This is a genomic window from Bradyrhizobium sp. SOJA106, assembly GCF_059448745.1.
In genome coordinates, this window is the sequence record NZ_CM182549.1 from 930,552 (window position 1) to 951,631 (window position 21,080).

At 64.3% G+C, this 21,080-nt stretch carries 23 protein-coding genes and 2 pseudogenes; 7 read left to right on the plus strand and 18 right to left on the minus strand.

What is annotated here, in order from left to right:
- Window positions 1-37 precede the first annotated feature (37 nt).
- Window positions 38-682, plus strand: a complete 645-nt coding sequence (locus AC5V87_RS04335; protein ID WP_495370117.1) for a glutathione S-transferase family protein — start codon at window positions 38-40, stop codon at window positions 680-682.
- Window positions 683-763: 81 nt separating this feature from the next.
- Here AC5V87_RS04335 and AC5V87_RS04340 read toward each other — a convergent pair whose 3' ends face one another.
- The 4 genes from AC5V87_RS04340 to AC5V87_RS04355 form a co-directional block, all read right to left on the minus strand.
- Window positions 764-1,549, minus strand: coding sequence for an enoyl-CoA hydratase/isomerase family protein (locus AC5V87_RS04340; protein ID WP_456841190.1), 786 nt, complete (start codon window positions 1,547-1,549; stop codon window positions 764-766).
- Between the two features lie 12 nt (window positions 1,550-1,561).
- On the minus strand, window positions 1,562-2,671 hold the full coding sequence (locus AC5V87_RS04345; protein WP_495370118.1) for a cyclic nucleotide-gated ion channel: 1,110 nt from the start codon (window positions 2,669-2,671) through the stop codon (window positions 1,562-1,564).
- Between the two features lie 124 nt (window positions 2,672-2,795).
- Window positions 2,796-3,014, minus strand: coding sequence for a hypothetical protein (locus AC5V87_RS04350; protein ID WP_456841188.1), 219 nt, complete (start codon window positions 3,012-3,014; stop codon window positions 2,796-2,798).
- Window positions 3,015-3,275: 261 nt separating this feature from the next.
- On the minus strand, window positions 3,276-4,721 hold the full coding sequence (locus tag AC5V87_RS04355; protein ID WP_495370119.1) for a TAXI family TRAP transporter solute-binding subunit: 1,446 nt from the start codon (window positions 4,719-4,721) through the stop codon (window positions 3,276-3,278).
- A 433-nt stretch (window positions 4,722-5,154) separates the two neighbouring features.
- On the opposite strand from AC5V87_RS04355, the gene AC5V87_RS04360 reads away from it, so the two are divergent.
- Together AC5V87_RS04360 and AC5V87_RS04365 are read left to right on the plus strand one after the other, a co-directional pair.
- Window positions 5,155-5,502, plus strand: coding sequence for a DUF3307 domain-containing protein (locus AC5V87_RS04360; RefSeq protein WP_456843471.1), 348 nt, complete (start codon window positions 5,155-5,157; stop codon window positions 5,500-5,502).
- Window positions 5,503-5,746: 244 nt separating this feature from the next.
- Window positions 5,747-6,145 (plus strand): hypothetical protein, encoded by a 399-nt coding sequence (locus AC5V87_RS04365; protein ID WP_456841186.1) that lies wholly within the window; start codon window positions 5,747-5,749, stop codon window positions 6,143-6,145.
- Here AC5V87_RS04365 and AC5V87_RS04370 read toward each other — a convergent pair.
- Both AC5V87_RS04370 and AC5V87_RS04375 read right to left on the minus strand, forming a co-directional pair.
- Window positions 6,142-6,456, minus strand: coding sequence for a YkgJ family cysteine cluster protein (locus AC5V87_RS04370; protein WP_495370120.1), 315 nt, complete (start codon window positions 6,454-6,456; stop codon window positions 6,142-6,144). The two genes, AC5V87_RS04365 and AC5V87_RS04370, sit on opposite strands and share 4 nt — an antisense overlap.
- 5 nt (window positions 6,457-6,461) lie before the next feature.
- Window positions 6,462-7,160, minus strand: a complete 699-nt coding sequence (locus tag AC5V87_RS04375) for a helix-turn-helix transcriptional regulator (RefSeq protein ID WP_456841184.1) — start codon at window positions 7,158-7,160, stop codon at window positions 6,462-6,464.
- A gap of 112 nt (window positions 7,161-7,272) precedes the next feature.
- On the opposite strand from AC5V87_RS04375, the pseudogene AC5V87_RS04380 reads away from it, so the two are divergent.
- Window positions 7,273-7,532 (plus strand): annotated as a pseudogene (locus tag AC5V87_RS04380) (hypothetical protein).
- A 36-nt stretch (window positions 7,533-7,568) separates the two neighbouring features.
- On the plus strand, window positions 7,569-8,297 hold the full coding sequence (locus tag AC5V87_RS04385) for a glutathione S-transferase family protein (protein ID WP_456841182.1): 729 nt from the start codon (window positions 7,569-7,571) through the stop codon (window positions 8,295-8,297).
- 176 nt (window positions 8,298-8,473) lie between these two features.
- Here the strand turns inward: AC5V87_RS04385 and AC5V87_RS04390 are convergent, their stop codons facing one another.
- The 11 genes and pseudogenes from AC5V87_RS04390 to AC5V87_RS04440 all read right to left on the minus strand — a co-directional run bounded on the left by AC5V87_RS04390 (window position 8,474) and on the right by AC5V87_RS04440 (window position 17,940).
- A complete protein-coding gene (locus AC5V87_RS04390; protein ID WP_456841181.1) occupies window positions 8,474-9,625 on the minus strand; it encodes an ABC transporter substrate-binding protein in 1,152 nt (383 codons plus the stop codon).
- Between the two features lie 78 nt (window positions 9,626-9,703).
- The gene (locus AC5V87_RS04395) at window positions 9,704-10,123 is read right to left on the minus strand and encodes an acyl-CoA thioesterase (RefSeq protein WP_456841180.1); all 420 of its coding nucleotides are present in this window, start codon (window positions 10,121-10,123) and stop codon (window positions 9,704-9,706) included.
- Between the two features lie 10 nt (window positions 10,124-10,133).
- On the minus strand, window positions 10,134-10,895 hold the full coding sequence (locus AC5V87_RS04400; RefSeq protein WP_495370121.1) for an SDR family NAD(P)-dependent oxidoreductase: 762 nt from the start codon (window positions 10,893-10,895) through the stop codon (window positions 10,134-10,136).
- Between the two features lie 25 nt (window positions 10,896-10,920).
- On the minus strand, window positions 10,921-12,807 hold the full coding sequence (locus AC5V87_RS04405) for a feruloyl-CoA synthase (RefSeq protein WP_495370122.1): 1,887 nt from the start codon (window positions 12,805-12,807) through the stop codon (window positions 10,921-10,923).
- Complete coding sequence (locus tag AC5V87_RS04410; protein ID WP_456841177.1) at window positions 12,804-13,613, minus strand: crotonase/enoyl-CoA hydratase family protein; 810 nt, start codon at window positions 13,611-13,613, stop codon at window positions 12,804-12,806. Before AC5V87_RS04410 ends, AC5V87_RS04405 begins: the two co-directional genes overlap by 4 nt.
- A gap of 145 nt (window positions 13,614-13,758) precedes the next feature.
- The gene (locus AC5V87_RS04415; protein WP_456841176.1) at window positions 13,759-14,157 is read right to left on the minus strand and encodes a type II toxin-antitoxin system HicB family antitoxin; all 399 of its coding nucleotides are present in this window, start codon (window positions 14,155-14,157) and stop codon (window positions 13,759-13,761) included.
- 5 nt (window positions 14,158-14,162) lie between these two features.
- Window positions 14,163-14,350: pseudogene (locus AC5V87_RS04420) on the minus strand (type II toxin-antitoxin system HicA family toxin).
- 44 nt (window positions 14,351-14,394) lie between these two features.
- Window positions 14,395-14,856 carry a DUF3237 domain-containing protein gene (locus AC5V87_RS04425; RefSeq protein ID WP_456841175.1) on the minus strand — a complete coding sequence of 154 codons (462 nt, stop codon included), beginning with the start codon at window positions 14,854-14,856 and terminating at the stop codon, window positions 14,395-14,397.
- A gap of 12 nt (window positions 14,857-14,868) precedes the next feature.
- Complete coding sequence (locus AC5V87_RS04430; protein ID WP_495370123.1) at window positions 14,869-16,188, minus strand: TRAP transporter large permease; 1,320 nt, start codon at window positions 16,186-16,188, stop codon at window positions 14,869-14,871.
- A gap of 2 nt (window positions 16,189-16,190) precedes the next feature.
- Entirely contained in the window at window positions 16,191-16,700 is a 510-nt protein-coding gene (locus tag AC5V87_RS04435; protein WP_495372032.1) for a TRAP transporter small permease, read from the minus strand.
- 223 nt (window positions 16,701-16,923) lie between these two features.
- Window positions 16,924-17,940: a TRAP transporter substrate-binding protein gene (locus tag AC5V87_RS04440; RefSeq protein WP_456841173.1), complete on the minus strand. Its 1,017-nt coding sequence runs from the start codon at window positions 17,938-17,940 to the stop codon at window positions 16,924-16,926.
- A 263-nt stretch (window positions 17,941-18,203) separates the two neighbouring features.
- Here AC5V87_RS04440 and pobA point away from each other — a divergent pair, with 263 nt between their 5' ends.
- Together pobA and AC5V87_RS04450 are read left to right on the plus strand one after the other, a co-directional pair.
- Complete coding sequence (pobA, locus tag AC5V87_RS04445; RefSeq protein WP_495370124.1) at window positions 18,204-19,373, plus strand: 4-hydroxybenzoate 3-monooxygenase; 1,170 nt, start codon at window positions 18,204-18,206, stop codon at window positions 19,371-19,373.
- 236 nt (window positions 19,374-19,609) lie between these two features.
- Complete coding sequence (locus AC5V87_RS04450; RefSeq protein ID WP_456841171.1) at window positions 19,610-20,029, plus strand: PaaI family thioesterase; 420 nt, start codon at window positions 19,610-19,612, stop codon at window positions 20,027-20,029.
- Between the two features lie 85 nt (window positions 20,030-20,114).
- On the opposite strand, the gene AC5V87_RS04455 is transcribed toward AC5V87_RS04450, so the two are convergent.
- A complete protein-coding gene (locus tag AC5V87_RS04455) occupies window positions 20,115-20,999 on the minus strand; it encodes a LysR family transcriptional regulator (protein WP_495372033.1) in 885 nt (294 codons plus the stop codon).
- Window positions 21,000-21,080: the final 81 nt, after the last annotated feature.

A 21,080-nucleotide genomic window follows, 5' to 3' on the forward strand; every position in this document is an offset into this window, starting at 1 on the left:
AGATGCGCCATCACCAGCGGCCAGATGGAGATCTGCCATGACCGATTCCAATCGTATCACCCTGTATTATTCGCCGCAGAGCCGGGCCACCGGCACGCGGGTGCTGCTGGAGGAGCTGGGCGCGCCCTACGATCTCCACGTCTTCAACATGAAGGCCGGCGAGCAGCGTCAGCCGGCCTATCTCGCCATCAATCCGCTGGGTAAGGTGCCGGCGATCCGCCATGGCGAGGCGCTCGTGACCGAGCAGGTCGCGATCACCATCTATCTCGCGGATCTGTTCCCGCAGGCCGGGCTGACGCCCGCGCTGAACGATCCGCTGCGCGGTCCCTATCTGCGCTGGATCGCCTATTACGGCTCCTCGTTCGAGCCGGCCCTGATCGACAAGTTCATGCAGCGCGAGCCCGCGCCGATCACGCAGTCGCCCTACGCCGACTACGACACCATGCTGGGTGCGCTCGAGGCGCAGCTAGCGAAGGGGCCCTATCTGCTCGGCGGGCGCATGACCGCCGCCGATGTGCTGTGGGGCATCGCGTTCAGCTGGACCATGATGTTCGGCATCGTGCCGAAGAAGGACGTGTTCGTGCGCTATGCCGAACGCATGACCTCGCGGCCGGCGTTCCAGCGCATCACTGCGGCGGATGACGAGATGGCGGCGGAGCATGCCAAGGCTGCTGGGGTCTGAGCCGGCGTCTCAACGCTCGGTGTTCTCCCGGATCGGCGCGCGCTTATGGCGCGCTTGTCCGGGACGACAGCGAGAGAAGTTTCAAAACCTTGGCGCCCGCTTCTCCGCGAACGCCTTGATCCCTTCCTTGATCTCATCGCCGCGCATGCTGTCGCGGTGGCGCTGGTCAGCGGCGGCCTCATCGAGCTCGCCGCGGGCGAATTCGTTGATGGCGCGCTTCATGCCAGCCATCGCCTCCGGCGCGTTGCCGGCGAGGATAGCGGCGAGCTTGTCAACCTCCTCATCGAGCATCTCCTCCGGCACCATCGCGGTGAGATAGCCGATCCGCAGCATCTCCGGCGCGCTGATCTTTTGCGCGGTCAAAAACAGCTTCTTCGCATTGTCGACGCCGAGCCGCGTCACATAGCGCTTGATGCCGTTCCGGTAGTAATGCAGCCCGAGCCGCGCCGCCGGCATGAACATCTCGGCGGTGTCGACGCCGATGCGGAAATCGCAGGCCAGCGCGAGATCGGTCGAGCCGCCATAAACGCCGCCGTTGAGCCGGCAGATCGTCGGCACGCCGAGATCCTCCAGCCGGTTGACGACCACCTCGAACGCCGAGCCCGCGCTCTGCTGCTCCTTGGCGCTGACCGCGCGCTCCGCAACCGAGTTGAGGTCGTAACCGGCCGAGAAGGCGCGCCCGGTGCCAGTCAACACCAGCACGCGGATCGCAGGGTCGGCCTCGACCGCGTCGAACAGCTTGAGCAGCTCGCCAAGGTCTTCCGCCTGTAGCCGGTTGAGATGCTTGGGCCGGTTGAGGCGGATGGTGGCGCGTGCGCCGCTGATTTCGAGCACGGGGCTGGAAGCCGCATCGGCGTGATCCGACATTCTTGTCTCCATTTACTTGTTTTCCAGCGCGCGGCGCTTTGCTTCGGCGTCGATGGTCTCGGCGAGATCGGGATGCCGGGCCATCAGCACGCGAAAGTCGACGAGGTCGAGCACCAGCAGCCGCGACACCTTCGTGGTCGAGACGTTGGCGCCGCGCACGTTGTTGCCGAGCAGCGCCATCTCGCCGAAGAAGGCGCCTTCGCCGAGCTGCACCTTCTTGCCGGGGAGGTCGACCTCGACCTCGCCGGCGGCGATGAAGTACATGCAGTCGCCCTGCGTGCCCTTGCGGATGATCATGGTGCGCGCCGGCAGCTCCATGGTGCGCAGCATGTGGGTGACGTCGGCGATCGCCGCAGGTCCAAGCGCTGCGAAGAACGGCACCTTGCTGACGGATTCCCAGGTCTTGAGGAAATTGTCGCGCCTTGTCTCGGCAGCAAAGCCGGTCGCCAGAATACCGGTCCAGAGACCGAACACGCCGAGCCCGGAGATCATCACCAGCGCCGCCACCATGCGCCCGAGCGGCGTCACCGGCACGACGTCGCCATAGCCGGTCGTGGTCAGCGTGACGACAGCCCACCACAGCGCGGCCGGCACGCTGCCGAAGGTCTGCGGCTGCACGTCCCGCTCCAGGAAGTATTCGGCCACCGAGGCGAGGAAGACCACCATCAGGAAGATCACGAGCACGCTGAGCAGCGGTCCGGACTCCAGCACCAGCACGCGGCGAAGCTGGCGCAGGCCGGGAATGCCCGGCACCACCTTCAGCACCCAGAGCACGCTGAGCAGCCAGGCCGTCTTTGGCTCGACGCCGAGCGTCAGTGCGAGGGGAACGGCCAACGCTCCGATTGCATCGACAACGCCGGCGGACGAGGACAGGTAGAGCGACAGACGCTCCGTCCGTGCCATGTGGCGCAGCCGGACCACCCATTCGAACACGAAATAGGCGAGGCAGGCCCACAGCAGGGTGTCAACCCAGCGGTGCGCCGCTTCATAGGCCGGGCCAATCGTCAGCAGCACCATGCTGAGCACGCCGACGCCCACGGCCGCATAGGCTGCCTTGGTCATGTTGCGGCCGGCCGTGGCGGCCGCGAACTGGGCCAGAGCGGAGATCAGCGGCTTGGGCATGCGGGAGGGCGGCTCGGTTTGGCTTTTGCGGTTCCGGCTGGGACCACGGGGCCAAAGTGCCTGCGCGGACCCGGCCCGTCAACGATGGGGGCGCGGCATCACTAATGAGGGAACAGAGGCGGGGTTACCTGAAGTGCGGCGGCTCGTCGTAGCCGCGGCGGCTGCTGAAAAACAGCAGGATCATCAGGCCGGCGCCGACGATGACCGAAAACCCGGCCCCGAGCGCCAGGGCGACATAGCCTTCGGTCGGGATCGGGCCCCCTTCGACCGCCATCGCGGAATAAGCGAAATAGCCAACCGCCGCCAGCATTCCCACAAGGAAGACGATGAGGAGTGTACGCATGGGTGCGTTCTCCGGCTGTAACGGGGAGCCAACGGTTGCGGACGGAGACGGTTCCCGGGCCGCCATTGATCGAGTCTCGCGCCCCGAACGCAGCGCAACACTCCCGGCGATGTGAAGCATCGTCCGGTGTGATGCGCTGCACAGCCGCGGCCCATGCGGCAGCGGACGGTGCGGCTTGCTGGGTCCCGGCTCGGCGCTGCAATGCCTTGGCATTGCAGCTTGTCCGGGACACGAGAGGGGCGGTTGTCCCGACCTCTCGGGTCAGGCGCTTTGCGCAGTCTTCACCACCACGACATTGCTGTCGTCGGGCAGGGGGAGCGCGGCAGGGCCTGCGACCTTGTCGGCCTCGCCGCAATGGCGCTTGAGATAGTCGCGGCGCATGCCGATCTCGTCGCGGACGAATTCGTAGCCGAGCTTGAAGGTGTCGAGCCCGTCGGTGCTGATCGTGCCGTCTCTGAGCCCGACCACCGCGCCGCGCAGGATGCTTTCCAGCTCGTCCTGGAGAAATTCGAGCTGATCCAGCGAATGGGCGTGCTCGATACGCTCGCCGATGTCGAGGATGGCAGTTGAGAGCTCGCTCGCTTTCTCCGGTGCGATACGGGTGATCTTGGCGTAGATCGCGGCGAAGATCGAGCCGATGACGCTGAGCGCGGCGGCGCCCAGATACATCATGTCGCTGTACTTATCCATGAACGACTTGGTATCGTCGTTGATGTAGTCGGCCGCGCCCTGATGCGCCATCACGTAGGCGTCCTTCTCGACCGAGGCCGGCTCGATCTTGCTGGCGAAGCCGTTGTCGAGCCCGAGCGCGGACTTGTTCTCGTAGACGATGCGCGCTAGATCGCCGGCCGTCGTCGCCGACATCCTGGATTGCGCGACCAGCAGCCATTCCAGCCCGACCGTTTCGAGGTCGTCGTCGGGAATCTCGGGCGAGGCCGACAGGGTGCCTGCGGTCAGCGTCTCGTCGGAAATGCCCGGGAATTTGCGAGCCAGCGCCTTGGCCTCGTCGATGGCATTCAGCGTGAAGCCGCCGCGTTTGGCCACCTGCTCATAGGCCTTGTCCCGCACCGCCTTCGATGCGTGGACGATCGCGATCACCGCGCCGTATCCGCTCGCCGGCGCAAGCAGCTTGTCGAGCGTTGCGCCCTGCGGCGCCATCTGGACTCTGGCGGCGTCCGGACCGTCGGGGATGTCGAGGATGCCGCGTACGAAAGCGAGCGCGGAGTCGTTCTCGGCGAGGACGGCGACCTTCTTCTTCTTCAACTCGGCGAGCGACTTGATCTTCTTGTTGCCGGGCCCGAGCAGCAGCACGAGATCGTGCTCGAGGATCGCGAGCGTGCGCGCCCGCAGCGGCACCTTGGCATCGGTGCGCAGCACGGCGAGATCGGCCTGCTTGCGGTCGAACTGCGCGAGCGCCTTGGCATTGTCGGGGTTGTTGACGATCTTGATCCGGAACCGCGAGGCGTTGTTCTTCAGCACCGCGGCGAGCTTGGCCGCGAACAGCGCCTCGTCGCTGTTGGGGATACCGACGGCAAAGGTCAGCGTCTCCGAATTGTGCAGCATGGCGCGACCGCCCCAGACGGTGGCGAGCGACAGCAGCAGGGTCAGCACGACGTAAAGCAAGACCTGTTGCTGGTTGGTTTTGATCACCTTGGGACGCCGCGGCTGCGGCTCTGATGGCGACGAGGCGGGGCCTTCAGTACTCATGCTCAGTACTCGTTTTCAGTACTCATGGCTTTTCAGTACTCATGGCAGCGCTCTGGCCCTTATTCATAGGTGGCAGGCGGCCCGCGCGGCGCGCCATGCAATTTCTAAACGACTGAAAAAAGAACGATATCCTCTGAATCGATGATAGCGCGCCGCTACCCGAATGCAAATTTCGAGCCGAAGCTAACCTTACTCCTCCCGACCGCGGCGATTGGTCATCCTATCACTAGTTAGCCACAGTTGGCGATTTTCCGGTTCCCCCGGCTGCATTCTGTCGCGGGAGGTGTCATAAATTGGCGGTCCCGGCGATTTGACCGGTCCAAGAAGAAGTTGCGCTGAACGCTCCAATCTTTCTTGTCACGTCAATGAGGGCGTCAGCTTGTCGTTTCCACCCATGTCATCGGCGGTTCCGGTCGAAGCGCTCATTGGCTGGATGTTGCTGCTCACCTTCAAGCATATCATCGCCGATTTCGTCCTCCAGACCGCCTGGATGGCGCAGGGCAAGGACCAGAAGCACGGCTGGGCCCTGCCGCTTCTGGTGCATTGCCTGATTCACCTTGCGGTTGCGCTGCCGCTGATCCTGATGGTGGCGCCGCGATTCTGGTTTGTCGCCTTCATCGACTTCGCGATCCACATCACCATCGACCGGGCCAAGGGATTCGTCTCGGCCAATCTGGGTGTCGATCTGCATCATCCCTGGTTCTGGACCCTGATCGGCGTCGACCAGGCGCTGCACCATCTGACCGGCTTCGGCCTTTCCATCTTCATGGCGGCGAACTGACTGCTCACACCCGTCATTCCGGGGCGGTCCGCAGGAGCGAACTATGGTGCGCAATTGCGCACCTGAGAATCTCGAGATTCCGGGTTCTCGCTTCGCGAGCCCCGGAATGACGGCCGGTGGCAATTTACGCCGCCCCACTGATTCGCGGCGCACGCGCAAGGACCCCGGGTGACTACCTGGCAGCGTGGTTAACCTTTCATTAGAGAATTGCGCTGCATCTTCCGCACCACGAGGGAGAACTGCAATGTTTTCAAGCCGTGACGCTTTTGAAAGCGATTTCTGCCCGGTTCGCGACGAGCTCCTTGGCGAGATGTATCGCGCCAGCGAGAGTGGCCTGCCGAGGCTGGTTGAGAGTGTTTCCCCTGAGGCACGCGCCCGTCTGGCGCTGTTCTGCTATCGCCGCAGCCATCTGCACTCGCTGGCGGTTGCCATCGCTGCAAGCTGCAGCGAGCGCGACCTGATCGAGAACGGTGGCCGCGTCGGCTCGACGCTCTACGCGCTGTCCCGTGAGAAATCGGCCAAATCATCGCCGTCGCTGTCCGGTGGCCGCAAGCCGATCACGCTGTCGACCAAGCCGCTCTCGGTGCTCGCACCGCTGGACGACGAACTCGACGACGAGATCGGTGAAGCCGTTCCGGCTTAAGTTGGTTCGATCTCTGGAAGCCCGAACTTCCGCCGCGCCATCGTGCATTCGGCATCACCCGGCATGCAGGTGCGGCACACTTCCGGCCGCACGGTGTAGATGCCGCACGCCGTCGCTTTTCCAATTTCGCCTTGCAATGCCGAGCAGCGGTCGCCCTCGCAACGCATGCCGGATTGACGTGCGTTGACGAGCGCGTCGGGAATCGCTGCAAGCTCCTCGTCGCTCTCGATCGAGAAGCGCGGCCAGTTCTCCGAATAGCCGCAGCAGGCGCCGCAGCTCTCGCAGCAGCTCGACAGATCGATTTCTTGCATCGTCCTCACGTGTCCTTTGGCGGGCCCCAGACCAGGCTCTGCCGCCATCTCGCGCGCAGCACGTCGCGCCTTTCCGGATATTTCTCGTCGAGATAGGTCGCCTCCACCACGCGATCGGTGCGGAAGCTGCGGAAGTCGCCGCGCAGCTCGCACCACGCCGCAAGCAGCCGCACGGCTTCGAGATAGCCGACCGAGATCGGCCAGATCATGCGCTCGCTGGGGCGGCCCTGCTCGTCGCGATAGCGCAGCATGATCTTCTTGCCTTCGTGGATCTGGGTGCGCGTGCGCACCATATCGAGGCGATCCGGCTCCCTGTTCCAGCTCGGCCGCGCGCGGCTTGCCGGCTCCAGCACGAACGGACGCAGGCGTTCCGGCACAGTGTCGGCGATCTTGGCCATCAGGTCTTCGGCCGCGCGCGCCAGCGCGCTGTCGGCATGGCCCGCCACCCACTGCGCGCCGAGCACCGCGGCTTCGATCTCGTCGGGTGTCAGCATCAGAGGCGGCAGGTCAAAACCCTTTTCCAGGATGTAGCCCATGCCGGCTTCGCCGCGGATCGGCACACGCTGGCCGATCAACGTCGCGATGTCGCGATAGATCGTGCGCTTGGAGGTCTCGAGCTCGGCCGCGATCGCGTCCGCCGTCAGCGGCTTACGCGTGCGCCTCAGCACCTGGATGATCTGAAACAGCCGGTCGGCGCGTCTCATGGCAATTCTCTTATCGGGATCGGATCAGAAAGCGGCGCGCTGCTGCTGACAGGATGTTGGCAGCAGGAGGGTTCTATACCGGGACAACACATCGACTGAAGAGGATTTGTCCATGATCGTTCCAACCCATTTCGGCCCGGCACTTCCGATGCTGCGGGTACAGGCATGGTCCGCATCGGCATTCGGCCGCCTCGTTTCGCTCGATCTCATCGCCGTCGACCTCCGGTTTGCCCTCGCAAGCGTGGTGGCACGCTCGCTGACCCAGGCTGCGGACGCGCTGGTCCGCCACTCATGGCCCGCGCCTGGCAGGGGGCCCGTTTCGCAGAAGATATCACGGCTGCTGCCACCATGGTGGCAGCAGCCCGGCACTAGGTTCCGTCAAGTTTTCGGTAGACCAGGAGAACGCGCATGATCACGCTTTACGGCTTTGGCACCGGCTTCGGCCTGCCGGAAATCAGCCCCTTCGTCACCAAGACCGAGGTGCAGCTCAAGATGGCAGGGCTGCCTTACCGGAAGGAGCGCGCGATGCCGCCCGCGTCCCCGAAGGGGCAGCTGCCTTTCATCGACGACGGCGGCGAGGCGGTGGCCGATTCCACTTTCATCCGCGCCCATATCGAGCGCCGCTACGGCTTCGATTTCGACGCCGGTCTCTCCTTGCAGGAGCGCGCGCAGGCCTGGGCGTTCGAGCGGATGATCGAGCATCACGTCTACTGGGCGCTGGTCGGCGCGCGCTGGGTCGATCCGGTCAACTTCGCCAAGGGCCCGTCGCATTTCTTCGACGGCGCGCCGGAGCACAACCGCGAGAAGCTGCGCGAGGACGCGCAATTCCGCGTCGCCGAGAATTATCTGCTCTCCGGCCTCGGCCGCCACGCGCCCGATGACGACGTCGATCTCGCGGTGCGCTCGCTGTTCGCGCTCTCGGTGCAGCTCGGCGACAAGACCTATCTGATGGGCAACAAGCCCTGCGGCGTCGACGCCACCGCCTTCGGCGCGCTCGCGGGGATCCTCACGCCATTCTTCGAATCGTCCTTGCGCCAGCGCGCCGAGGGATTTCCGAACCTCACCGCCTATGTCGACCGCATGATGGACACGTACTATCCCGAGTTCGCCTGGACCCCGCTGCGGCAGGCGGCGTAGGAGCGCGCTTCCGCTTCGTCATGCCCGGGGCTTGTCCCGGGCATCCACGTTCTTCGCGCCATGTGGCGAGGCGTGGATCGCCGGGACAAGGCCGGCCGTGACGACCTCTGTGGCAGTGCTAAGAAAAAGAGCCGGTCCATCGGGCCGGCTCTCGCCGTCTCAAACTGTCGCGACTCCTACTTCACCAGCGAGTACTTGCCGTTCTTCACCGTGAGCAGGATGCGGGCGCGCTCGTCGACGCCGTAGCGGTCCTTTTCGGTGAAGTTGTAGACGCCCTGGCTCGCCGCCAGCTCCTTCTCCGACAGCAAGGCCTGACGGATCGCTTCGCGGAATTCCGGCGTGCCGGGCTTGGCGGTCTTCAACGCCACCGGAATGATACGCTTGAGGATCTCGAAGGCATCGTAGGAATGGCCGGCGAATTGGCTGCGGCTGTTCGGGCCGTACTTGGCTTCATAGGCCGAGTTCAGCGCGAGGCCCGGCCGCTTGGTGGCGGCCTCGTCGGGCTGGTCTTCGGGGTCCATGACGGGACCGGAGGCCATCAGCACGCCCTCGGCCGCTTTGCCGGCGATGCGAATGAAATCCATGCTGGCTGCGCCATGGGTCTGATAGATCAGGCCCTGATAGCCGCGCTCGCGCAGCTCGGTCTGCGGCAGCGCGGCGGCGGTGCCGGAGGCGCCGACCAGGATCGCGTCGGGATTGGCGGCGACGAGCTTGAGCACCTGTCCGGTCACCGAGGTGTCGGGACGCGCGAAGCGCTCCTCGTCGACGATGGTCATGCCCATCGGCACGGCCTGCGCCTTCAGATCGTTGAACCAGAGATCACCATAGGAGTCGGAGTAGCCGATATAGCCGAGCGTCTTCACGCCCTTGGACTTCATGTGATCGTACAGCACCTTGCCGACGATCGGAATCGGCTGCGGCATCGCCACCGACCACTTCATGCGCTCCGGCGTGATCGGGAACGGCGCCAGGCCAAAGTGCGGGATGCCGGCTTCATTGGCGACGTTGGAGACGGCGATAGTCGGCGGCGTCAGCGCCGAGCCCATGATGATGTCGGCCTTGGATTCGGTGACGAAGCGGCGGGCGTTGGTGGTCGCCGTGGTGGGATCGCCGCCGTCGTCGAGCACGATCACCTTCAGCGGCACGCCGCCGATTTCCTTGGGCACGAATTCCAGCGCGTTGCGCTCGGGAATGCCGAGGGCTGCGCCCGGGCCGGTCGTGGTGGTGGTGATGCCGATGGTGATCTCGGTGGTCTGGGCCCCCGCTGGCAGCGCCGGCAGGGCGAGCGCCGCGGCGGCAATGGCTGCGGTCAGGTAAAAGCGTTTCATTGATTCCTCCCTTGACGTGTTTCCTTGAAAGCAGAAATCGGGGGGTAATTCAGCCCCCTCTTTTGGTGATGCGGCGATTTAGCTTCCCGTGAATTTGGCGACCATCTCCGGCGGAAACGGTGCCGATTTCAGCTTGTCGGGGTTGTTGGGATCGCGGCCGACCAGGACGCGGGTCTCGAACCCCTCGATCGCCAGCGCCTCGCCCTTGTAGACATTGTGCTTCACCTCGAAGCTCGAGCGCTTGATGCTCTCGATCTTCGTCTCGATGCTGATCCAGTCGCCATAGGTCGAGGGGATGTAGAACTTGGCCCGCGTGTCGACCATGGGGATGCCCACCAGGCCGTATTTGCGGACCAGATCCTGCTTGGAGAAGCCGGCGACCTCGAACAGGGTCGAAGTCGAATCGTCGAACATCGCGAAATAGCGCGGGTAGTAGACGATGTTGGCGGGGTCGCAATCGCCCCACTGGATCTGGACCTCGCGCCGGTTCACGAACATCCGCCGCGCCCTACTTCGGCGCCATGCGCAGCGAGCCGTCGAGGCGAACCACCTCGCCGTTCAGGTACGCGTTTTCCACCATGTGCAGCGCGAGTGCGGCGAACTCGTCGGCTTGGCCGAGCCGGCGCGGGAACGGGATCGCGGCGGCGAGCGAATCCTGAGCTTCCTGCGGCAGATTGGCGAGCAGCGGCGTCAGGAACAGGCCGGGCGCAATCGTCAGCACGCGGACGCCGAACTGCGCCAGCTCGCGTGCGATCGGCAGCGTCATGCCGACGATGCCGCCCTTGGAGGCCGAATAGGCCGACTGGCCGATCTGGCCGTCATAGGCAGCGACCGAGGCGGTGTTGATGATGACCCCGCGCTCGCCGGATGCCTGCGGCTCGAGCTTGGACATCTCGGTTGCGGCTAGGCGAAGCATGTTGAAGGTGCCGATCAGATTGACCTTGATCACCTTGTCGAACTCCGCGAGCGCCATCGGGCCGTCGCGGCCGACGACGCGCTTTGCTACGCCGATGCCGGCGCAGTTGACCAGCACGCGCGCCGGGCCATGGGCCTTGGTCGCCTGCGCGATCGCAGCTTCAGCGGAAGCGGCATCGGAGACGTCGCAGGTCACGGCGACGCCCTTGATCTCGGCAGCAACGGTTTCAGCGAGCTTGGCATTGAGATCGCACACCGCGACCTTGGCGCCCTGCGCCGCCAGTTTTCGCGCGGTGGCAGCGCCAAGTCCTGATGCGCCGCCGGTGACGATGGCTGCCTGATCCTTCAACAACATGGCGTTCTCCTGTGGCGATACTTTCCTAGGCGACCGATATCACACGGTCCGACGGATTGGCAGCGTAGAGCTCGTCGATCAGAGCCGCGCGATGCTCCAGCACCGCGCGCTGGTTGATCGAGCCCTTGTCGGTGACCTCGCCCTTGTCGATCGACAGCGGCGTATCCATCAGGATCGCGCGCGTGATCCGGGTCGAGGATCCCGTGGCCTCGCTGAGGAAACGGGTCAGGCGCTCGCGAAAGGCCTCGCGAACCAGCCGGTCGCGTGTCGCGACGACGAGATCGTCGGCCGGCAGCGTCGGATTGATCAGGCGGCAGCCGTCGAGATCGAGCACGACCAGCGCGGAGATCTCGTCCCGGTTGATGCCGGCGATGACGACGTCGCGCACCAGCGGCGCGCAGGCCGCGGTGAGGCGGGCGCGCAACGGGCCGACGCTCACCCAGGTGCCGCTCGCGAGCTTGAAATCCTCGCTGACGCGGCCGTCGAAATCGAAGCCGGCGTTGAGATCGTTGGGATCGGCGGGCTTGAGCGCATCGCCCATCTTGTAAAACCCTTCCTCGTCGAAGGATTTTGCGGTGATGTCGGGCTGGCGCCAGTAGCCGGGCATCACGTTCGGACCCTTCGCGCGCACCTCCAGCTTGCCGTTATTCGGCACCAGCTTTGCGTCGTTGCCGGAGACCGGCAGACCGACATGGCCCGAGCGGCTGGTGCGCGGATTGACCGACATGAAGAACGGTGCGGTCTCGGTCGCGCCAAGGCCGGTCAGCATCGGCACGCGATAGCCCTTCTCTTTGACCGCGAGCTCGTCGAGGCTGTTCCAGATGAACGGCGACAGCGCCGCGCCGGAGAAGAACATCGCATGCAAACGGTCGAAGAACTTTGCGCGCAGGCCCTGGTCGTCGCGCAGATACGGCAGCAGCGATTCATAGCCCTTGGGCACGTTGAAATAGACCGTCGGCGAAATCTCCTGGAGATTGCGCACGGTCTCCTCGATGCCGCCGGGCACCGGCTTGCCGGCGTCGAGATACATCGAGCCGCCATTGTAGAGCGTCAGCCCGATATTGTGGTTGCCGCCAAAGGTGTGATTCCAGGGCAGCCAGTCGACGATGACGGGCGGCTCGTCCTTGAGGAAAGCGAGCGTCTCGCGCAGCATCACCTGATTGGCGCAGATCATGCGCTGGGTATTGATGACGGCCTTGGGATTGCCCGTTGAGCCCGAGGTCAGCAAGAACTTTGCGATCGTATCAGGGCCGATCCTGCCGTGAACCGCGTCGAGATCGTCGCGGATGGGCGTCGCCATGAGATCGGCGAGCAGGGTGACGTCGCGGCCCGGCACGGTACCCCAGGACGCCGCGATCTCGGTGCCGAGCGAGACATTGGCCGTGAGCGCGTCGGCGAACTTGCTGGCATCGTCGGCGAAGACGAGGCCGGGCGTCAGCAGCTTCATCAGGTAAGAGAGCTTGCCGTAATCCTTCGACACCAGCGAATAGGCCGGCGACACCGGGCAGAACGGAACGCCGGCATAGAACGCGCCGAAGGCGAGCAGGGCGTGGTCGATGGAATTGCCCGAGAGGATCACGACCGGTCGCTCCGCCGACAAGCCGCGCTGGATCAGTGCGGAGCCGATATGCCGGCTCGCGGTGAGCAGCTCGGCATAGGTGATCTTGCGCCAGGAGCGGCCGCCTTCGCGCTCGGCCATGAAGACGCGGTCCGGCGTCGCGGTCGCCCAATGATGCAGGCGGTCGGTGATGCGGACGGGATAGTCGCCGAGCGGCTGCTTTGGCCTGAGATAGATCGTGCCGTCGTCGCGCCGCTCGATGTTGACGACGGGATCGCCGAACGAAATGGGCCGCAGCGGGGAAGTGCTCGCGCCGCGCTCCATGCTGGACGAAGAGGACGGCTGCGCGCTCATGGCTTCGGCTTTACCTTGGCGGTCTTGTGCTCGAGGAATTCGCGGATCCTGCGTTTTGCCTCCTTGTCGCTCTGCGCGACGGTCGCCATGAGCGACTCCATCAAGAGGCCCGTTTGAGGGTTGGCCTCCGCGATCATCGGCAGCGCCTGGAGCACGGCGAAGTTCGTCAGCGGCGCGTTGGAGGCGATCTTGGTCGCGAGTTCCAGCGCCTTGCCGAGACCGTTGCCGGCCTCGGTCAGATATTGCGCGAAACCGTAGGAGGCGCCTTCGGTCGCGCTGTAGACGCGCCCCGTGAGCATCATGTCCATCATCCGGGCAACGCCGATCAGGCGGGGCAGCCGCACCGAGCCGCCGCCGCCGACGAAGATGCCGCGCTGCCCCTCCGGCAGCGCGAAATAGGTCGAGGGCTCGGCGACGCGGATATGCGCGGCGCAGGCGAGCTCCAGCCCGCCGCCGATCACCGCGCCCCTCAGCGCTGCGATCACGGGCACGCGGCTGTACTGGATGCGGTCGAACACCCGGTGCCACATCTGCGAATGCAAGAGCCCGCCGGTGGCGTCATGCTCGGTCAGCTCGGAGAGGTCGAGCCCACTGGAGAAATGGTCGCCGATGCCGTGGATCACGACCGCGCCGATGTTCTCGGGCAGTGACGCGAAACATTCGCCGATTTCCAGGATGATGCCGTCATTGAGCGCATTGCGCTTGGCCGGCCGGTTCAGGCCGACGGTCAGAACCCGGTCCGTCCTCTCGATCCGGAGCAGTCCGGAGGCGCCCGCATCCGCGGTTTCGGCGTTTCCCTGTGTCATTTGCGTCCTTGTCAGAATAGTTATGTTGTATAACGAAATTTGGGGGAGTCAAGGTGGGGCGGCCTCGTGGTTGCGCGGAAGAACCGCCTTTCGAACGCAGACGCCGCTGGGCATCGGGCGCCGAACCGCGCAAGGTGCAGAGGCCTCAGGCGACGTCGGTGATTAGCTTCTTGGCGGCTTGCGCAAGCAGGCCCGATCGCGTGTAGCCGTGGGCCTCGGCGTATTTGTCGATTTGCTCCAGCACATCGCCGGGCAAGGTGACATTGACGCGGACGATCTTTGGCTGCTCGTCCTTCACCGACACCAGAATGGCAACGCCCGCGCGGTTCTCTGGATCCGACATGATTTCCTCGAGCGACGATGGCGCGGGAATGGCTTCTCCGTCTTCAGCCATGCCTTCGAGATGAAGCGCCAGCGCTTCCTCCGCCATGTCGCGCGCTTCGTCGAGTGTGCTCCCTGCGGTGACAAGGCCCGGCAGATCGGGAAACGACACGCCGAAATCGCTGTTGGCATCCTTATGGATGAGGCCGATGTAATGACGCATAGCGCTCACCTCAGCTTCAGGCCGGACTGCCGCTCGATGCTCTTCAACGTTCCGAGAGGGATGTCCCGTTTCGGGTGCGGGATGGTGACGCGACCTGGTTTCGTCGGGTGCTTGAGTTGGACGTGGCTGCCTTTTGAGCCACCTGGAGCCAGCCGTCCCTCTGAAGCGCAGAGATAACGTCCCGGCTATTCATGATGTGTATTTATACACATTGGCGCGCATCTGTCAACGAACAGGTCACATCACCTGGTGCACATCGATCACCACCCGGTCCGCATGCCGCGCCGCTGAGCCAACAAAAATGTGCTCCATCAGCCAGCGGTAGTTCTCGTGTCCCGTCTCGAACCGCGGCACGGTGCGGAAATAGATCAGCTTCGGATCGACCGGCTCGCCACGCTTGAGCTTTTGCAGCAGCTCGACCGGGCCGAAGCGCAAGCCCTTGTTCTCGACATAGACGATCGCACCGTCGTCGGTCTCGAAGGCGTATTTGGCTTCGAGATCGATCAGCTCGTTGGGGCGGATGGTCTGGAAGTCGGCGCCGAATGGGAGGACCTTGCCGGTGATCGCACCCGTCACTTCGCCGCCGATGATCGGAATGATGCGGCGAACGCCGATCCCGGTCTCGCCGGCGGTGACGACGTCGCCGATGCGGGCGGTGATGGTGAAGACGTATTTGGTCCCGAGTGTCGGCGTGGTCATCGCTTCACCTCGTCAATGCGCCATCATCCGCGTCGGCAGCCACGTTGCCAGCAGCGGAAACGCGATCAGGATCAGCAATCGCACCAGGTCCGTCGCAACGAATGGGATCACGCCCTTGAAGATGGTGGAGAACGAGACGTCCTTCACCACGCTCTTGATGACGAAGACGTTCATGCCGACAGGCGGATGGATCAGGCCGAGCTCGACGGTCATCACGATGATGACGCCGAACCAGATCGGATCAAAACCCAGATGCGTGATCACGGGGAAGATGATCGGCACGGTCAGGATGATCATTGCCATGGCGTCCATCAGGCAGCCGAGCACGAGATACATCACCATGATCAGCGCCAGCACGCCGTAGGGGCCGAGGCCGAGCCCGGTCAGGAACTCCGTCACCTTCTGCGGCGTCTGAGTCACCGTGAGGAAATAGCCGAAGATCAGCGCGCCGATCAGCACGGTGAACACTGCGGCCGCGGTGCGCGTTGCCTGAAGCAGCGAGGCCAGGATCTTCTCGCGGTCGAGCCGTCCGGTCACGACGCCGATGATGAAGGCGCCGGCGGCGCCGACGCCGCCGGCTTCCGTCGGCGTGAAGCGCGGCAGGAAGGGCAGGCCGTAGAGGCCGCCGATCACGAACACGAACAGCAGCACCGGCGCCCAGATGTCCTTCAGTCCGGCAAAGCGCTCACGCCACGGCAGCATCTTGCCCTTGGGCAGGAAGTCGGGGCGGAAATAACCGATCAAGAAGATCGTGATCATGTACATGGTCATCGCCAAGAGGCCCGGAATGATGCCGGCGATGAAGAGTTTTCCGATGTCCTGCTCGGTAATGATGCCGTAGACCGCGAGCACGGTGGAGGGCGGCAGCATCGCGCCCAGCGTGCCGCCGGCCGCGATCACGCCGGTTGCGAAGGATTGCGGATAGCCGAAGCGGCGCATCTCGGGATAGGCAACGGCGGAGAAGGTCGCGGCGGTCGCAACGGAAGAGCCGCAGATCGCGGCAAAGCCGCCGCAGGCGCCGACGGTGGCGATGCCGAGCCCGCCGCGCAAGTGCCCGACAAAGCCGTTGGCGGCGCGGAACAGCTCGCGGCTCATGCCGGAATGGCTGACGAAGGAGCCCATCAGCAGGAACATCGGGATGACGCCGAACGTGTAGTCGGTGACCGTGCGCATCGAGGTCTGGCCGACCAGCTTCAGCGCCGCCGTTCCGTTGACCAGATAGGCGAAACCGGACACGCCGACGAGGCCCATGGCCATGCCGACTGGCACGCGGAGCAGCATCAGGACGAAGAGGGAAACGAAGCCGATAACGGCGACGGTATCGGTGCTCATGATCACTCCGTCGCCTTCAGCTTGGGGTCGTGCATGTCTTCGGGGTGGAAGATCAACCGGTAGGTGCGGATCGCGATCAGCAGCACGGCCGAGACGTCGCCGATCCAGGCGATCGCGAAGAACGGCCAGGTCGGCATGTGCATGTCGAACGTCTGGACGTTGTCGTTGTAGGTGCCGCGCACCTTGTCGAACAGCGTCCAGGTCTGCACCGTCACGACGAACAGCAGCACCAGCGTTGCGAACACGTCGATCCAGCGCTGGTAGCCCGGCCCGACATTACCCCAGACGAGGTCCACGGTGATGTGGGTGCCGCGATAGGACGTCGCCGCGATGCCCCAGAAGATGAGGATGCCGAGCAGCATGCGGCCGATGTCGAAACTGTCGGGGATCGAATAGTTCAGCGTGTTGCGTAAGAGCACCGACAGGAAGATGTCGAGCGCGACGATGCCGACGAAGCCGGCCGCGATCCATTCGATCGTGTCGATGATGCGGTCCATCCAGGAGCGCTTCATGGGAGGTGTGCCGTCGTGTGAGCTCATTGTTTGCTCTCGGTCTCGCCGCGGACTTCACCTCGCCCCGCTTGCGGGGAGAGATCGAATTCGAGCGCAGCTCGAATTCGGGTGAGGAGGACTCTCCGCGAACGCGCTGTCACTGTCTTTGTAGAAGCAGCCCCTCACCCCAACCCTCTCCCCGCAGGCGGGGAGAGGGGGAGGAAAGAGCGATCGCGCCGCGGCCTCACTCCGCCAGCGCGTTGTACTTCTTCAGCGAGGCCTTCAGCTCGCTAAGGGCCCCATCCGGATCGGCGCCGGCCTTCTTGGCGCCGTCGCCCCAGGTCTTTACCAGCGGCTCCGCCGCCTTCTTCCAGGCCGCTGTCTGTTCCGCCGTGAGCTTGTAGACCTCGTGATCGGATTCGGCCTTCACCTTGTCGATGCCGGCGTCCTCGAACTTGCCCCAGTGCTCGCCCACCACGCCCGCCATCTCGATCGAGCAGTTCTTGTCGATCGCGGCCTTCTGCTTGTCGGACATCGCATTGTACTTGTCCTTGTTGATCACAAACACGAAGGTCGTGGTGTAGAGCGGGGCCTCCATGTCGTACTTGGTCACCTTGTCGATGCCGAACAGTACCAGGGAGCCCCAGGGGAAGGTGACGCCATCGGCGACGCCGCGCTCGATGATGTCGCGCACCTCAGGTGCGGAGGACTGCACGTTGGTGCCGCCAAGTGAGGTGACGAAGTTCGCCATGGTGGCGTGCGCCGGGCGGATCTTCAGGCCCTTCACGTCCTCCGGCATCACGATCTTCTTGGTCTTGGAGTGGAAGGAGGAGGGCGAGTGGACGAAGGCGAGGCAGTATTTGACGTCCTTCATCTCCTTCTCGGCATATTTGCGATACCAAGCGTCGAGCCCCATCGAGCCGCCCTTGGCGTCGGAGATCAGGAACGGCAATTCACCGGCGCCGATGATCGGGAAGCGGCCGGGCTGGTAGCCGGGATTGACATAGGTGACGTCGGCGATGCCGTCGCGCGCCATGTCGTAATGGTCGAACGCCTTGCCGAGCTGCTGCGCCGGAAACACCTTGCCCGTGATGGTGCCGCCGGAATCCTTGTTCACCGCGGCGACCCAGTCCTCGAGGGACTTCTGCAGCGGGTGCGACGCCGGCACCCAGTGCGAAACCTTCAGGTCGAAGGTCTTGTCCTGCGCGAACGCAGGCGTCACGCTTGCTGCCAGCAGCAAAGCCAGACAGGCTTTCCTCATCACACGTCTCTCCCTCTTTCCGACGGCGGGCTTCGCTGGCCCGGTCTCGTTAATTAACATGTTATCTAATTGGCGGGCGGGTTCAAGCCGGAACTGGCGCGCATCTGTCGCGCCATCTACGTCAGCGATGTTGCATTGGTTTGTCGCGGTGCGGCGACGAGCAGTCCCCTTTTGCCAAACGATTATATGATATAATTATCCTCTGCGGATCGACGCCACAAGCGCGCCTGCGCCGCAGCTTACAGAATCGGGAGGAGCAAGTATTGCGGACAAAAGTCGCAATCATCGGGGCCGGACCGGCCGGATTGTTGCTTGGGCAACTGCTGCATCAATACGGCATCGACAACGTCATTCTGGAGCGGCAGAGCCCCGATTACGTGCTCGGGCGTATCCGCGCCGGTCTCCTGGAGGAGGGAACCGTGGCGCTGCTCGACCAGATCGGCGCCGGCGCGCGGGCGCATGCCGAAGGCCTGGTGCATGAGGGCATCGAGCTCGCCTTTTCCGGCTGCCGTCACCGCGTCGACATGAAGGGCGCGACCGGCAAGACGGTCATGATCTACGGCCAGACTGAAGTCACGCTCGACCTGATGAATGCGCGCAAGGCCGCCGGTCTCACCTCGGTCTACGAGGCCAAGGACGTGCAGCCGCATGATTTCGACGGCAGTCACCCGCGTGTCACCTATGTCAAGGACGGCCTCACCCATACGCTCGATTGCGATTTCATCGCCGGCTGCGACGGTTTTCATGGCGTCAGCCGCGCTAGTGTGCCGGCCTCGGCGATCGAGGAGTTCGAGCGGGTCTACCCGTTCGGCTGGCTCGGCATCCTCTCCGAGACGCCGCCGGTCAGCCACGAGCTGATCTACTCCAATCACGCCCGCGGCTTCGCGCTCTGCACCATGCGCTCGATGAAGCGTAGCCGCTATTATGTGCAGTGCTCGCTTGAGGACCATGTCGACCAATGGCCGGACGACCGCTTCTGGGACGAATTGAAGAGCCGGCTCGACCAGGAGGCAGCCGATAGCCTCGTCACCGGCCCGTCGATCGAGAAGAGCATCGCTCCCTTACGCAGCTTCGTTGCCGAGCCGATGCGCTTCGGCAAGCTGTTCCTCTGCGGCGATGCCGCTCATATCGTGCCGCCGACCGGCGCCAAGGGCCTGAATCTGGCGGCCAGCGATGCGCATTATTTGTCGAGCGCGCTGCGCGAGTTCTATGACGAGAAATCGAGCGCCGGCATCGACGCCTATTCCGCGAAAGCGCTGGCGCGGGTCTGGAAGGCGGTGCGCTTCTCCTGGTGGATGACGTCGATGCTGCACAAATTCCCGGATACCGGCACCATCGGCGCGCGGATCCAGCTCGCCGAGCTCGATTACGTCACGCATTCCCAAGCCGCCCTGACGTCGTTGTCGGAGAATTACGTAGGGTTGCCGTTTTAGGGCGGGTGTCATGCCCCGCGAAGGCGGGGCATCCAGTACGCCGCGGCTTCTCGGTTCGATCACAACCGCTTCTGGAATACTGGATCGCCCGCCTTCGCGGGCGATGACAGTTTTCGTGAAGCGACGGCACCGCGCATTTCAAACACCCGCGCAAATTCCGTTTAAAACTTTGTAGGCGGTGAAACTGTCATCCACATCGCGTTCAATGGCGGCAGCCATACCCACGCGAGACAGTCATGACCTCCAGTGACATCCCCGACGGCTTCGAGCCGCTGTTCCGCAAGAGCCCGCTCACCGAACCCTGGGAGCCGCTATACGCGAAGAAAACCGACAAGGCCGTCATCATCGGTCTGCGGCTGGCAAAGCCGCACACCAACGGCCGCGGCCTGATCCATGGCGGCCTCATCACGGCGCTCGCCGACAACGCCATGGGCTATAGCTGTGCGCAGGCGACGAACTGGACCATCTCGTTCGTGACGGTCTCGCTCTCGGTGGATTTCGTCGGCTCCGCCGAGATCGGCCAGTGGTGTTCGATCGAGAGCGATGTGATCAAGACCGGCAAGACGATCTGCTTCGCGCAAGCCCTGGTGAAGGCCGACGGGGCCGTGATCGCGCGGGCGAGCGGGACGTTCCGCGTGGTGCCGAAGAAGGGCTAGCCGTCATTCCGGGGCTCGCGAAGCGAGAACCCGGAATCTCGAGATTGCGGGTTCGGTCCTGCGGACCGCCCCGGAATGACGGTCCTCACCCAAACCGCCACTGCGCCGTCTCCGCCACAAGATCGATGAACGCGCGCACCTTGGCCGAGAGCAGGCGCGAGGTCGGATAGACGATGTGGATCGGCATCGGGGGCTGCTCGTATCTCGCCAGCAGGATTTTCAGCCGCCCGCGCTTCAGGCCGTCTGCGGCCTGATAGGCGAGCACGCGCGTCACGCCGCCGCCGGCTTCGGCATATTGCAGAGCTGCGTCGGCGCTGTTGCTGGTGAAGCGCGGCGACGGCGTCACCTCGATCTCGCGGCCGTCTTGGACGAAGCGCCAGCTAGCTGACGGGCCGAACTGGATGGTCTGATGGTCGGGCAGCTCCTCCGGCGTCTTCGGCTCGCCATGGCGCTTGAGATAGCCCGGTGCGGCCACCACGATGCGCCGCATCTCGCCGACCTGGCGCGCAACCAGTGAGGAATCGGCGAGATGGCCGATGCGCACCGCGGCGTCCACCGCATCCTCGACAAGATTAACAAGGTTATCAGACAGCCTGAGCTCGCAAGCGACCTCGGGATAGTGTTTCAGATATTCGGTCATGACCGGCCCAACATGCAGCCGGCCGAAGCCGACCGGCGCCGACACCACCAGCCGCCCGCTCGGCCGGTTGCGCTCCTCCCGCGCCGAGCCGTCGGCCTCCTCGACATCGGCGAGGATGCGGCGCGCGCGCTCCAGATAGCGCGTACCGACGTCGGTAATCCGCACCTGCCGCGTGGTCCGCTGCAGCAGCCGGGCGCCCAGATGCTCCTCCAGCGCCGCGATCATCCGTGTCACCGCCGAAGGTGACAGGCGCAGCTTTCGCGCCGCCGGCGCAAAACCGCGCAAATCGGCGACGGTGACGAAGACGTGCATGGCTTCCAGGCGGTCCATGACCATCATTGCATATATCGCAATGATGAAGTGTCAAGTGGACAGATTGTTTTAACTCCCGGAAGATCCACGTTAGGTGCC

Bases quoted from the DNA above. Each gene is read 5' to 3' on its own strand.
- AC5V87_RS04365 (WP_456841186.1), top strand. From the start codon at position 5,747: ATGTTTTCAAGCCGTGACGCTTTTGAAAGCGATTTCTGCCCGGTTCGC.
- AC5V87_RS04430 (WP_495370123.1), bottom strand. From the start codon at position 16,188: ATGAGCACCGATACCGTCGCCGTTATCGGCTTCGTTTCCCTCTTCGTC.
- AC5V87_RS04405 (WP_495370122.1), bottom strand. From the start codon at position 12,807: ATGAGCGCGCAGCCGTCCTCTTCGTCCAGCATGGAGCGCGGCGCGAGC.
- AC5V87_RS04395 (WP_456841180.1), bottom strand. From the start codon at position 10,123: ATGTTCGTGAACCGGCGCGAGGTCCAGATCCAGTGGGGCGATTGCGAC.
- AC5V87_RS04355 (WP_495370119.1), bottom strand. From the start codon at position 4,721: ATGAGTACTGAAGGCCCCGCCTCGTCGCCATCAGAGCCGCAGCCGCGG.
- AC5V87_RS04375 (WP_456841184.1), bottom strand. From the start codon at position 7,160: ATGAGACGCGCCGACCGGCTGTTTCAGATCATCCAGGTGCTGAGGCGC.
- AC5V87_RS04335 (WP_495370117.1), top strand. From the start codon at position 38: ATGACCGATTCCAATCGTATCACCCTGTATTATTCGCCGCAGAGCCGG.
- AC5V87_RS04410 (WP_456841177.1), bottom strand. From the start codon at position 13,613: ATGACACAGGGAAACGCCGAAACCGCGGATGCGGGCGCCTCCGGACTG.
- AC5V87_RS04370 (WP_495370120.1), bottom strand. From the start codon at position 6,456: ATGCAAGAAATCGATCTGTCGAGCTGCTGCGAGAGCTGCGGCGCCTGC.
- AC5V87_RS04400 (WP_495370121.1), bottom strand. From the start codon at position 10,895: ATGTTGTTGAAGGATCAGGCAGCCATCGTCACCGGCGGCGCATCAGGA.
- AC5V87_RS04440 (WP_456841173.1), bottom strand. From the start codon at position 17,940: ATGAGGAAAGCCTGTCTGGCTTTGCTGCTGGCAGCAAGCGTGACGCCT.
- AC5V87_RS04385 (WP_456841182.1), top strand. From the start codon at position 7,569: ATGATCACGCTTTACGGCTTTGGCACCGGCTTCGGCCTGCCGGAAATC.
- AC5V87_RS04435 (WP_495372032.1), bottom strand. From the start codon at position 16,700: ATGAAGCGCTCCTGGATGGACCGCATCATCGACACGATCGAATGGATC.
- AC5V87_RS04360 (WP_456843471.1), top strand. From the start codon at position 5,155: ATGTTGCTGCTCACCTTCAAGCATATCATCGCCGATTTCGTCCTCCAG.
- AC5V87_RS04425 (WP_456841175.1), bottom strand. From the start codon at position 14,856: ATGACCACGCCGACACTCGGGACCAAATACGTCTTCACCATCACCGCC.
- AC5V87_RS04450 (WP_456841171.1), top strand. From the start codon at position 19,610: ATGACCTCCAGTGACATCCCCGACGGCTTCGAGCCGCTGTTCCGCAAG.
- AC5V87_RS04390 (WP_456841181.1), bottom strand. From the start codon at position 9,625: ATGAAACGCTTTTACCTGACCGCAGCCATTGCCGCCGCGGCGCTCGCC.
- AC5V87_RS04455 (WP_495372033.1), bottom strand. From the start codon at position 20,999: ATGGACCGCCTGGAAGCCATGCACGTCTTCGTCACCGTCGCCGATTTG.
- AC5V87_RS04415 (WP_456841176.1), bottom strand. From the start codon at position 14,157: ATGCGTCATTACATCGGCCTCATCCATAAGGATGCCAACAGCGATTTC.
- AC5V87_RS04350 (WP_456841188.1), bottom strand. From the start codon at position 3,014: ATGCGTACACTCCTCATCGTCTTCCTTGTGGGAATGCTGGCGGCGGTT.
- AC5V87_RS04345 (WP_495370118.1), bottom strand. From the start codon at position 2,671: ATGCCCAAGCCGCTGATCTCCGCTCTGGCCCAGTTCGCGGCCGCCACG.
- AC5V87_RS04340 (WP_456841190.1), bottom strand. From the start codon at position 1,549: ATGTCGGATCACGCCGATGCGGCTTCCAGCCCCGTGCTCGAAATCAGC.